Origin of the sequence: Nostocoides sp. HKS02 (assembly GCF_009707485.1) — a bacterium.
Classification (GTDB): Bacteria; Actinomycetota; Actinomycetes; order Actinomycetales; family Dermatophilaceae; genus Pedococcus.
The window spans coordinates 2,951,952-2,963,656 of the sequence record NZ_CP046121.1 but is presented as its reverse complement, the minus strand read 5'-3'; the positions used below and the strand labels follow the sequence as shown (position 1 = coordinate 2,963,656).

Here is an 11,705-nt window from a genome sequence, read left to right as displayed (position 1 = left end):
TCAGGCGCTCTCCCGATCGGCGTCGTCGTCGTCAACCGCGTTGCCCTCACCCGTGGTGTCCTCAGCTGAGGCGTCTTGGGCGGTGAGCTCGGCGCGGGCGACCCGGTTGAGGGCTTTGGCCGGTTCGGCGGTGGTGTTCAAGGCTTCGAGCAGGCGCGGGTGCGCGGACAGGTCCATCCGTATCCGTTCGATGCCACCGGTGCCGTCGGAGAAGATGAACTCACGGGCGCCGCGTCGGCCCTCCCTGGTGGGGCGGGACAATGTGCCGAAGATCTGCTCGTACCCCATCCCGTCGCGGATCCCCGGAAGGAACCGCAGCGCGTCCCGTTGCGCATCCTCACCGGTGAGGCGGCCGATGAAGGCGGCGGAAATGAGGTTGGCCAGGTCGAGCCGCAGGAGGTCGGCGGGGTTCTGGGAGGCCATCAGCACGCGGGTGTTGTGCTTGCGGGAGTCGCGGGCTGCGCGGTCGATGAACCGTCGGCCGGTGCTGAACGTGGACAGGGCCCAGGCCTCGTCGATGAAGATGCCTTTGCGGGCGTTGACGTCTCCGAGGTACATGCCGCGCTGGGTCAGCCACGCGGCGAGGTAGAGCACGCACATGGACAGCCGCTCGTCCAGGTCCTCACTGTTGGCGGTGGACTCGTCCGGCAGCGCCAGGCCCCGAAGGCTGTACACGGTCAGCAGCGGGTCGGTGCGCCCATAGTCCAGCTGGTACCCGGCCGGGAAGATGAGCCGCCCGTGGCTGGTCTTGGCTGCCTCGAAGAGGAAGTCGGCCATGTACCCGGCGTGGCGGCGCAGGTCCGGGTCCCCGTCGAGGCGGCGCAGCTCGTTGACCACCTCGACCGTGGACGACGTCTGGTTCGCGGACACGGCACCGACCGCCCGCATCAGCGCCACCTCGGTCAGGACGTGGTCCTGCAGCTGGCGGGGCAGCATCGCCCGCAGGACGCTGGAGGTCAACAACCGGCGGGTGTCCTGCGCCTGGTCCTTGGCCACTTGCCAGTCCAGGTCGGAGGCGTAGTGCGCCCGGCGCGGTTCGGCGATCACCCGGTAGGTACACAAGGCGCCAGGTGGGGCGTCCAGCAGGTCGATCGCCTGGGACACCTCCGCCAGCTCGGGCAGCCGGCACAAGGCAGTCAGGCGCCCGGAGGGGTCGAGCACGGTCCACGGGACGCCCTGCATCACGGTTCGGTAGATGATGTTGCCGCCCGCCGTGGACTTGCCACCGCCCAACCCGGCGCACAGCACCGCCAGCCCGGACTCCTCCCGCGCCTCGGTGGTTTCCCAGGGCTCCCAGGTGACGACGCGGGCGCTCGTCCCGGACGTCTCCCCCAGGTGGATGCCCACGCGGTCTCCGACCTTGGCGGTCGCGGCGGGCACGGCGGCGGCCAGGGTCGTGACCGGCATCCGTCGCTTGTATGCCGTAGAGCCCAGCTTCTCTCCGGGGATGAACTCGCGCGCCACGGCGTACTGGTCCGCCGGGCGGGAGATGGTGATCTGTGGGGCATAGAGCTTGCGCAACAGGCTCGCGCGCTCCAGCGCCTCCTCCTCCGAGTCGCCGGCCACGGCGATGCGGTACCAGCCCGAGGTCCTCGTGGACAGACCGGACAGACCCATCGAGATCTCGTCCTCCACCCCCAGGGCCTTGTCAGCCTGACGGTCCAGCGCGCCCGGCGCCGGTTCGTGGTGCTCGAGCTCGTAGTGGTCCTTCTGCGCGCGGATCTTCTGGATATTGCGTCGCATGGCCGCGCCGACCTTGGCAGAGTCCTCCACGTTGACCCGGGCCGACCACTCCACAGGGAAGCCGAGCTGGTCGGTGCGCTGGATCCAGGGGACCCCCGCGGGGATCTCCAGGTCGGTCATCCGGCCCAGGGACAGGACGCAGACGTGTCGCTCGATGCGCTGGTTCTCGTTCTCCCCGATCACCCGGATGGGCGGGCATAGGGCTCGGCGAACCACTGCACGTGGTCGGTGAACTCGTGCAGGTCCTCCTCCTCCCACCGCCCGTCGTCCACAGCGCCCAGAGTCAGCGGCGCGGGCAGGCCCAGGGAGCAGGAGCGGTGCAGCAGCCACTCCAGCTCGCGGGGGGTCGCCGGGGCACCATCCATGCCCGGGGAGGACATGACCTGGTCGGTGGCGCGGATCTGCTTGGACAGCGCCGCGACCTCGCGGTCGGAGAAGGTCCCGGCCAGGCCACCGAGGGCCTTGTACAGGCCCTTGCGTGCCGGGATCTCGACCCCGAGGTACACCTCCTTGTCGGCCATGCTCCGCCCCGAGAGGTGCCGCTGGTCGGTCAGGAGGTACTCGCGCCAGCCGGGCAGCGGGGCAGGGGCGTTCGCGTCGTGCGCGGCAGCCCAGCTGCTGACCGGGTACGGCCTCGTCGTCACCCGCAGGTGCAGGCTCCGCTTGGCGAGCTGGGCGTAGACGTCGGCGCCGTCGATGATGACCTGCTCGCGGATGCTGTCCGGTCGGAAGGACCAGCCCTGCGGGTCGAGGCGGTACCAGGCGTAGATGCGGTCCGCGGTCACGGTGCAGTGGCCGCTGATCCTGCGTAGAGCCAGACCGGTCTTCCCGCTCACGACCCCTCCGGGGGAGTTGGTACCGGTGTCGCCGCCGCGGTGGCTCGGGCCGCCTTGCGTTGGGCCCGGCTCAGGCGTGTGGGGACAGCACGAACCCGAGCCGGGTGAACGTGGCCAACGGTGGGCTTGGAGCGCTCTCGTGGCGCGCCGACCTCATGGGCGAACGCCGCAACAACGGAGCTGACGGGCCGATCCGCGTCGACCACGGACAGGATCAGCCGGGTCAGCCCGACGGTGGCGAGCACGCTGTAGGCCAGGCTGAAGAACCCCAAGCCGATGCCCAGCCGCCGCTCAATGATCTGCAAGAGCACGAAGACCAGTGCGCCCACCGCGTAAGCGACATACCGTGCCCGGAACGGCAACGTCTTGTGCGGCGGGCCGAGCCAGACCGCGTCGACGTTGTAGATCTCGTCATCGACTGGGAGGCGCATCGGCTCAGCCCGTGACCAGACCGGCCATCCACGAGCCTAGGTTGTCGGCGTTTCCGCTGCTCGCCAGCCCCAGCACAGCCAAGGCGATGATGACGCCTGCCACGACCTTCATCGCCTTGGCGTTGTCGCCACGCTGGGCCAACACGAAGAGCATGACGGCTATGAGCAAGAGCAACAGTGGGATGATGTTCGACCGGATCCACGACTGCAGGCCGCCGGTGTTGGCAGCCGCCGCCAGGGCCGTGTTCAACGTATGCATGATCGTCCCCAATCGGTTTGGTGCGAGCGACCACCCACCCGCGGCCCAACCATTAACGCCGCCCCTAGCACCTCAGTCCAGGGATTGTTGGCATTTGGGATCATTACTTACGATCTGTTTACCTTCAGCGTCCCACCGAGAGACTTTCCGACAAGAGCGGCGGGATGCCTGCAACCCGACAGCCGGGGAGGCGGTTCAAGCGATTTCGCCCCCGGGACCAGGGAACCCGTTGGTTGCCGCGCCCATCCTCGACCCGGTCTCAAAGATCGCCTTTTCGGCCGCCGTCGCGACGTGGCGCACGATGTATGCGTGGCCGCCTACCCGCCACAGGCCTTCGCCTTGCTGGAGGTCGGGTAGCTGGTCGCGTTCGACGCTGGTGAGGCCGAGCTCGGTTGCGGTCCGGACTGATTCGCTGTATTCCTGCTGGTAGGTGATGGTGGTGGAGCAGTCGGCGAGTAGGCCGCGGGCGAGGTTGCGCGACTGGCTGTCGGCCTCACCGACGGCGTCGAGGTCGGACAGGCGGTGCACGATCAGGAGATTGGCGATGCCCAGACCCCTGGACAGCTTCCATTGGGCCTGCATTCGTGCAAGCAGCGCTGGCTGGCGCATGAGGCGCCACGCTTCGTCATAGACCACCCAGCGTTGCCCTGCGCCTGGATCGGCCAGGGCGGCTTCCATCCAGGTGGACGCGCAGGTCATGACCATGGCGATCAGCTCGTCCGAGCCCTGGATTGCGGAGAGGTCCAGGGACACCAGGGGCAGGGACGGGTCGAAGCCCACCGTCGACGGCCCGTCGAAGAGCCCGGCGAGGTCCCCGGCGACCAGGCGCCGCAACGCGTGCCCCACATCGCGGCCGTCCCGCGTGAGCTCGGCGGTGGTGGCACCGGCGATCGCGACCCGCGGCTCGAGCAGGCCGTCGACCACGGCGGGCAGCGTCGGCGCGGACGCACGGGCGACGGCGTGGGCCAGCGCGGCATCCAGGGCGGTGTGTTCCACGGCCACCAGCGGCCGGCGCAGGGCCGCCTCGGCCAAAGACCGCAACAGGGTGCGGCGCCGCCGGGTCACCTCGGCCCGCCAGGCGTCTTCGCCTATTCCGGGGACGCGGGGGCCGGGGTCGAGCGGGTTGAGCCGGTTGCAGCTTCCACCCCCGAGCGTGATCGCGGCCCCGCCGACCGCGCGCGCGACGGCCGTCCATTCGCCCTTGGGGTCGCCGGGCACGTAGACCCGCCGCCCGAACGGAATCGACCGCGTGGTCAGGGACTTGGCCAGGAACGACTTGCCCTTGCCGACCACCCCGGCGAGGAGGCAGTTGGGGTTGGTCAGGACGCCGTCGGCGTACAGGACCCAGGGGTCGAAGCAGAACCCGCCACCGGACCAGGCATCCTGGCCCACGTACACCCCGCGGTTGCCCAGGCCGGCCTCGGCGAGGAACGGGTACGCGCCGGCCACCACGTCGGTCGTGGCCCGGTGGGCCGGGACGCGGAACCGGCGCCAGGACCGCAACGCCTCGGCGCCCGGTTCCCCACCCGCGGGCAGGGACGCCGGTTCTCCACCCTCGCTATCGACACCGGGTCGTGAGCGGCGCATTAGCTGACCTTTCGGGCCAGCGGAAGCGCGGCCGCGGTGAACGCTCGGGCTTGCTGGCCGTGCAGGCGGCGGGTTTCGCAGCCGCAATGGATCGCCGCCCGGGCGACCTCGGCGACGGCGGCTTCGAGGGCGTCCCGGTTCGCGGCGGTGATGGTGATCAGGCCGGTGAAGCGGACGTCGGCGTGCCCGGCCAACAGGGCCCGTTCGCGGTCGAGGACGTCGCAGTGTTCTTGGGCGTCGGCGGCGTCGGCGAGGGCACCCAGGCGCGCCTTCTGGGCGGCGTCGGTGACGTACTCGACCTTGGCCCTGCGGATGTCGCGCATCGCTTGCTCGACCGGCAGCGGCTCCAACGTCAGTGAGATGGTCTTGCGGACGCCGGGCTGGAACACCAGGGCGTGCAGGAAGAACGTTGGCGCGTCTGTGCGCGGCCACTGGCAGACCCACAGCACCGTCGAGTAGCCGGTGTCGTGCCGCAGGTGGTCCCAGTGCTCGTCGACCGCGACCGGGCCCGCAGTCGCCAGCCGGCCTCGTGCGCCCTCCCCAGTGGCGGCCCGGCCATCGTCGGTGTCGTGGTTCGTGTCGTGGTCGGGGTCGTACGCGGCGCGGAGTACCCCGGCGAGTCCGGGCTCGTCGAGCCACCCAGTGAGGGTGAGGTCGGCGGCGCGCAGGCCCCCCTCGAACGCGGTCATCTCCTGCCGCAGGAACGCCGCGGACGCCTCAAGGCCCCGCCCTGCCTGCCACCGGTGGGTGCGGGCTCGGCGTAGGTCGAGGCTGATCGTGACAAGGGTGCGGTGGGTGGCGGTCGTGGGGACCACGGTGCGGATCAGCTCCTCGTACTGTTCGGCGGCCCAGCCGCCGTCGCGGCGTCCATGCGCGGCCCACCAGGCGGTGATGCCCGCGCCGGAGTCGGGCAGCGTGGTCTCCAGGACCTGGATGCGGGTGCCGGTGCCGGTCGCGGCGAGTGAGGCCAGCGCGCGTCCCCAGGCGTGCACCAGCCGGGTCTGTTCGTCGGCGGACAGGAGCACGAAGGCCGGGTGCCGGACGTGGGCGACCGCGGTCAGGGTCTGGGTGTGCGGGTCGTGCATCATCGCGGCGCCGGTCAGCTCGTCGAGGTGGAACCGCAGCGCGGCGGCGTCTCCGGGCAGCGCCAGGGTGCCGGCCGGTCGAGGTCGGTCAATCCTGGCCCGGTACCGCGTCTGGCCCATAGCCTGGCGCGTCAGGTAGTGCACGGCGGTGGGAATCGCCTCGACGGCGGGTCGACCGTTCCAGCGGCCGAACGCCAGGGCCAGAAGGGCGCAGCAGAGTGGCCCCATGAAGGCGAGGGCGAGCCCACCCCCGGTGAGGAGCGCGATCACCAGGAGCGCGCCCGCGCTAGCGAGGCAGGCGACCCGGATCCCGGACAGGCCCAGAAGGAGCCCGCGCCGGGGCAGGCCGGCGAACCGGACGGTGGGCACACGGCTGGTGGTGTCGGTCACGATCGACTCCTTCGACTGGGCGGCTGATGCTGCGCCGTGGCTGACGGGACCGGCGGAGACTCCGGACGCCCCGCCTCGGCGGCGGACTCCGCGCCCGACCTCGCGGCACCGGCCGCCGCGCGAGCCGCGGCTGTGCCCACCTGGGCGGCAGAGGCTGCCGCCATGACCGGGGCGGCCGGGGGGGCGGCGGCTGCGGCGGCGCCAGTAGACCCGACCGCCCCGGCGATTGAGCCCCCGCCAACGGCTGCCTGTCTTGCGGGAGCTGCCTGTCCACCGCCGTCCGCCTGACCGGCTGAGGTGTTCCGCGTCCGAGCGACGGCGGCCACGCCTGAGGCCGGGTTGGGCTTGGCGAAACCGTCCGGGTCGCTGCCTAAGGACCCGCTATCTGGGCCAGTGCGAGGCGAAGGCGCCGCCACCGCTCGCCGCGGCGCGGACCCGCCTGAGGCGATCGACCGAACCTGAGCCCCGATGGCCGCGGCCTTCTGCGGGGCGGCGATGGCCGCCCGCGCACCGGTGGTGGCGTGCCCGGTTGTCAGATGCGCGGCATACAAGGTGTCGCCGGCGAAGTGGAACATGCGGATCGCCACCCACGGCGAAAACCCGCCCAGCAGAATCACCAGCGCACCGCCGGCGAGCTGCGTCGTGGTCTGGGTGAGGCCGTGCCCGGACTGACCGGCGCCGTTCACCATGGACAGCCCGATGCCGAGGATGATGACGAGCAGCAGCTTCGAGACGACCATTGCGGCCACGAACTCGACCCATTTGCGGACCCAGCCTCGGGTGATGTCGGCGGTCGCGCCGGCGAACGCGAGCGGCGCCAGGACGGCCGCGATGAGGACCATGACTTTGCGCAGCATCATCGCCGCCCAGACGATGACCACGGCGGCTATAACCACGATCGCCAGCAGCAGGCTGACCGCCGGGTTCTGGTTGGTGGCCAGCTCTCCGAGGGCTAGCTTCGCGCCCAGGCCGGTCATGTTGGTGTGCAGGGTGTATCTCAGCAGGCCGGTGCTGAGCGCGTCGACCGCGACCAGCAGGGCCTGCGTGGCGCCCAACGCGAGGGCGGTGCCGACGAAGCTGACCAACAGGCCGCTCAGGGCGCGGCCCAGGCCGCCGGGTTCGCGGCGTAGCGTCGCGGTGATCACCTGGATCAGGAACAGCCCCAGGCACAGGACGGTGGCGATGGCACCGGTGGCGGCGAGCTGAGTGCGCAAGCCCGGCAACGTCAGGTCCAGGGTGGTAGCGGTGTCGAGCTGTCGCCACAGCCACGTGGCGGCGCTCTGCGCGGCGAGGCCGAACCAGCCCGAGACCCGCGAGAAGGCGCTGTCCGCAACGCTGCTGGTCGCGGATGAAGCGACCGCGCCGATGAGGCAGACCGGGTTCATGGCGGATGCCCCGACGCAGCTCACGACGCACCACCGGCTGGGATGATCGTGTAGGTGACTGCGGTGACGAATCGCCAGTCGGCTGTGGTCGGTGGTCCTTCCAAGTCGAGACTGAGCGCGACGCTGAACTGCGCGGTGCTTGTGTGGTCACCGGTCCTCTGATGCAGGGTGACCGTGGCGGCGACGAGTCGCGCTGTGGTGCCTGGGTCGGTGATCCGGCCTGCCTGGATTGCGTTGGTCCAGGCGGTGGGCTCAATGACCCGGTCGACCTTCACGGTTCTGTACGCGCCGGAGGCGGCGAGCGCCGTCCATTCGCCCCGGCTGGGCACTGCTGCAGGTCCGACGGTGGTGTCGGTGACCGAGTCGACGGCGAAACGGTCCCGCAGATCGGGCGGGACGAGGCCAATGACGAGCGGGTCCGCGAGCGGGGAAGACTCCGCCTGCACCCATGACAGCACGTCCTCGCGCGGCCGCCGGTAGTCCTGGGTGAGCAGCCGACGGACGAACTCCGCCGCGTACAAGTCCGGCTGCCGGGTCGCCTCCCCGGTGATGACCGCCTCCCGCGGACCGCCGCTGGGGACGTCGAGGCGACGCATGCGGTCCAGGTCCCGCGCCAGGTCGATCGGGTTGGCTGAGGCCGCCTGTACGGATGTTGCGGGTGCGGAGCCCGGAGTCGACTGCGGTGGCTTGGTGACCGTCCGTGTGGGGGTGGCTGGGGGTGCTGGGTCGCTCGGGCCCTGTGTGGCGACGGCATACCAGCCGATGGTGCTTGCGCTGCCCAGAAGTGCCGCGATGACAGTAGCGACCACGATCCGGGGACGGCGGCGGTGTGGGCGCATCAGCGGACACCTGCACCGGCGTGGCTGAAGAATGTGACCAGCGTGCTCGCGGCGCCGACGAGCATCGCTGCCCCGCTCGAGACCAGGACACCGCTCTTGCCGCGGCCAGCGACGTGGGGGTTGGACGAGTGGGAACCGACCGCCCACGCAATCGACGAGAGGGCGATCCCGGCGACGGCGGCGATGAGCCCGAACGTCAGGAGTGCACCGACGATGTCTTCCAATACGGCGATCCCGGGCAGGCCGGTCGTGTTCGGGCCGATGTCGATCGAGGTCATGAGAGAGCCTTCCGCAGCACGATGGCGTCAAGATGACGTCACGCGTACGACTACGGCCAAGGACGGGGCAGCATTGGGCCGCCACTTGTGTTCATGATCCGTGGGCCTCGAGATGGAGGGAGAAGTCGCCGATTGGTCCTCGAGCAGCTCAGGCGCCGTAGGCCCGAGCAACATGTGGGAATCGTTGAATTAGCGCTCTGCGAAGTCCGTCTGCGCGCTCCGTCTCGGGCATGCTCGAAAGAGTGTGCGGGTTCGCGGTCGGCGTGGCACCCAGGAGAGGATGCGGCGGCGTGCTGGCGTCGAAGGCGTCCGCGGACCTGTCAGGCGATGTGGCGCAGGGCTGAGATGCCGCTCCCGGCGAAGGAGCCATACGTGACGACCTTAACGACGTCGCCGGTCTTGGGCGCCACGACCACGAGACCTTTCCCGATGTAGAGGCCGACGTGGCCAGGGACGGCGAGGCTACCGTCGCTGCCTGGAGTGAGGACCAGGTCGCCGGGTTGCAGGTGAGCCGGGTCGGTCGCCACCCCGTCCCGCATTTGGTCGTACGTGGTGCGGCTGATCGACACGCCCGCGCGCAGCCACGCGGCTTGCGTGAGTCCGGAGCAGTCGTAGCGGTCCGGTCCGGTGGCGCCCCATTGGTACGGCTTGCCGAGCTGGGCGAGGGCGAACTGGACCGTGGTAGCGGCTGCCCGACTCGCGAAGGCCGGGATGGTCCAGTCGTGCGGCAGCCCGAGGGTGTCTTCCGCGCCTGGCGCCAGGGCCTCTTTACCGCTGCCGCAGTCGGGGCCTTGCCCGGCGGGCTGGATCTGACCGAGCAGCAGCGCAGCCTGACCCTGCCGGGCCAGGTAGTTGGCGCCGACAGTCGCCGAGAAGTGATTGGCGGGGCTCGGAATGCCATCGTAGGCCGATCGCTGGACGAGCTGCGCCACATATGCCGGCGGTAGCGACGACCACGCAGGTGTGGCGAGCAGCCTGTCCAGGAAGAGCTCGGTGGACGTCGCCGGATCCATTCGCTGCGCGGCCGTCCCCCAGCCGGGCCGCTGCTGGAACAACCCCAACGAGTCGTGGTCGTACCCAACTCCCTGGTTCGTGTACGCCGCGCCCGCCGGGTCGTGAGGATTGACCAGGACGAGCAGGTTGGACTCCGCCAGGGCCACCATCAGGGCAATGTGCGCCGCTGGGTCTCCGCCGCGGGCGGCTGCCACGGCCACGACAGTCCTCGCGTTGGCGGCCTGCGCTTGCGAGAGCCCGCGCACCGGGCGGGTGCTCGTGCAGGTCGGCGCGTCCCCGAACGCGGTGTCGCCGCCGAACCCGACCATCACGACACCGACTAACCCAGTGACGGCACTGGCCACGCAGACTGCGGCCGCGACCACCCCTCGAAATGACATGGTTAGGTCACGTGCTACTCGGGGGCACCATCGTCCCGCGGTTGCGCTGTCGGTGGGGAGCGAGACATTGTGAGCATGACGATGCCCGAGAGGCAGGCGCAGACGCGTCCTCAGGCCAGTGCGAGTGATTCGGCGCCGGCCGCACTGACGATGGCGGCGGAGGATGCGCGAGCCCTTGCTCTCGAGCTCGCCGGCCTGCGACCGCGGCAGATCATCGACCCGGCAGCGCTCGGGATCGTTCTCGCGCCCGACGAGGCCGCACTGCGGGTCCTCGACGTCTGGCTGCGGTGGCTCGTCGACGGGCAGTGGCAACCGGCGCAGCGCTGTCCGGCATTGGTCACCGACCGTCGGCTCGTAGCGCGGTTGCCTGCCTCCGGGCTGCGCTCTTTCTGGTGGGGCGCCCTAGTCGGGCTCACGGTTGACCTCGACGGTGGGCATGTCATCCTCGATTGCGGCGACGGCCATCCCCGGGCCCTGTCCGGCGTGGCCACTCCGATACTGGCAGTCGCCGCCATTGCGGGCGCCTATGGAGTGCAGGCTCTGGCGACTCATGAGGCGATTGCACCTTTGCGGTCCTGAAGCGAAGGGGACCTGAGCAGCGCGCGGAGCTGACGCCTGGCATACGCCTGCTCCGCAGCAGTGAGGTCCCTCTGGGTGGCGAAGATGGTAAGCAGCCCTGGCCAGCCCGACGGCGACCCGCCGAGAAGTCGCTGCATGACTCGGAGCTGGGCGCCGGTATAGCCGAGGTGCCCAAGCATCCGTCGGGTGGCGGCCCGCGAGTTTCCGCCGGCTGTCGAGTTCCGCACGACCGCCAAGGGGTCATCCGCCTTGCGGCGGGCGGCGTCCTCGACCCGGCATACCAGGACCGCGAAGGCGTCGCCGACCCGTACCCTGGCGAGCTCCTCGGCCCCACAACCCAGCTGGGTCGCCATCCAGCCGACAAACGATGTCGTCGTCACGAGGCGACCCTCTCTTGGTCGACCTCGGCCCATCGGACCGGAGTGCCGGCGGGCACGTCGACTAGACCGCGCAGTTGGTCTGCTCGAGCCGCGCGCCCGGAACCGTTCATTCCCAAGGTCGCCACCGCTCGCATCGTCCGGTAGAGCTGGGCCGGCGGAAGGGCCCGCGCCTCGTCCTCGTGTAGGCGAAGCCAGTCCATCACGGCGAGGAGCTCGGTGGACGCGTAGTCGCTCGAGATGGCCACTGGCGCCACTGATCCCATAGGTGTGACGGTGCGGCTGCCGCAGGTGCATACCGTGGACCAGATCGCCATCATGAGGTCTTCGCGTTGCTGCGAGGGCTCGGTTACCGAGGCGCACGCGGCCAAGGTGTCGACCAGGCCGAGGTGAGCCGCGGTGGTCGTGGTGCGCGACACTGCGGTGGTCATGCGATCCTCCTCATGCCGCTGCGAAAGGTGATGGGCGCCTCGGCTCCTTGCTCCAAGACAACAGACGCCAGGGGGCACCCAGCGGATCTTC

General features: G+C 70.3%; 12 protein-coding genes. 1 reads left to right on the top strand and 11 read right to left on the bottom strand.

Going from position 1 to position 11,705, the window contains the following annotated elements:
- The 10 genes from GKE56_RS14260 to GKE56_RS14215 form a co-directional block, all read right to left on the bottom strand.
- Positions 1 to 1,926 carry an ATP-binding protein gene (locus GKE56_RS14260; RefSeq protein ID WP_154685101.1) on the bottom strand — a complete coding sequence of 642 codons (1,926 nt, stop codon included), beginning with the start codon at positions 1,924 to 1,926 and terminating at the stop codon, positions 1 to 3.
- The gene (locus GKE56_RS14255; RefSeq protein ID WP_154685100.1) at positions 1,923 to 2,579 is read right to left on the bottom strand and encodes a hypothetical protein; all 657 of its coding nucleotides are present in this window, start codon (positions 2,577 to 2,579) and stop codon (positions 1,923 to 1,925) included. The genes GKE56_RS14260 and GKE56_RS14255 overlap by 4 nt, the downstream gene beginning before the upstream one ends.
- Positions 2,576 to 3,010 carry a hypothetical protein gene (locus GKE56_RS14250; protein ID WP_154685099.1) on the bottom strand — a complete coding sequence of 145 codons (435 nt, stop codon included), beginning with the start codon at positions 3,008 to 3,010 and terminating at the stop codon, positions 2,576 to 2,578. The genes GKE56_RS14255 and GKE56_RS14250 overlap by 4 nt, the downstream gene beginning before the upstream one ends.
- Positions 3,011 to 3,014: 4 nt before the next feature.
- Positions 3,015 to 3,269: a hypothetical protein gene (locus GKE56_RS14245; protein ID WP_154685098.1), complete on the bottom strand. Its 255-nt coding sequence runs from the start codon at positions 3,267 to 3,269 to the stop codon at positions 3,015 to 3,017.
- Between the two features lie 195 nt (positions 3,270 to 3,464).
- A complete protein-coding gene (locus GKE56_RS14240) occupies positions 3,465 to 4,856 on the bottom strand; it encodes an ATP-binding protein (protein WP_230208991.1) in 1,392 nt (463 codons plus the stop codon).
- Positions 4,856 to 6,331, bottom strand: coding sequence for an SCO6880 family protein (locus GKE56_RS14235; RefSeq protein ID WP_154685097.1), 1,476 nt, complete (start codon positions 6,329 to 6,331; stop codon positions 4,856 to 4,858). Before GKE56_RS14235 ends, GKE56_RS14240 begins: the two co-directional genes overlap by 1 nt.
- Positions 6,328 to 7,716, bottom strand: a complete 1,389-nt coding sequence (locus tag GKE56_RS14230; RefSeq protein WP_154685096.1) for a hypothetical protein — start codon at positions 7,714 to 7,716, stop codon at positions 6,328 to 6,330. Before GKE56_RS14230 ends, GKE56_RS14235 begins: the two co-directional genes overlap by 4 nt.
- A gap of 20 nt (positions 7,717 to 7,736) precedes the next feature.
- Positions 7,737 to 8,555, bottom strand: coding sequence for a hypothetical protein (locus tag GKE56_RS14225; protein WP_195908141.1), 819 nt, complete (start codon positions 8,553 to 8,555; stop codon positions 7,737 to 7,739).
- Positions 8,555 to 8,833 carry a DUF6112 family protein gene (locus GKE56_RS14220; RefSeq protein ID WP_154685094.1) on the bottom strand — a complete coding sequence of 93 codons (279 nt, stop codon included), beginning with the start codon at positions 8,831 to 8,833 and terminating at the stop codon, positions 8,555 to 8,557. The genes GKE56_RS14225 and GKE56_RS14220 overlap by 1 nt, the downstream gene beginning before the upstream one ends.
- Before the next feature lie 320 nt (positions 8,834 to 9,153).
- Complete coding sequence (locus tag GKE56_RS14215) at positions 9,154 to 10,155, bottom strand: C40 family peptidase (RefSeq protein WP_230208989.1); 1,002 nt, start codon at positions 10,153 to 10,155, stop codon at positions 9,154 to 9,156.
- Positions 10,156 to 10,302: 147 nt separating this feature from the next.
- On the opposite strand from GKE56_RS14215, the gene GKE56_RS14210 reads away from it, so the two are divergent.
- Positions 10,303 to 10,806, top strand: a complete 504-nt coding sequence (locus GKE56_RS14210; protein WP_154685092.1) for a hypothetical protein — start codon at positions 10,303 to 10,305, stop codon at positions 10,804 to 10,806.
- 376 nt (positions 10,807 to 11,182) lie between these two features.
- Here the strand turns inward: GKE56_RS14210 and GKE56_RS14205 are convergent, their stop codons facing one another.
- On the bottom strand, positions 11,183 to 11,614 hold the full coding sequence (locus tag GKE56_RS14205; protein ID WP_154685091.1) for a hypothetical protein: 432 nt from the start codon (positions 11,612 to 11,614) through the stop codon (positions 11,183 to 11,185).
- Positions 11,615 to 11,705 lie beyond the last annotated feature (91 nt).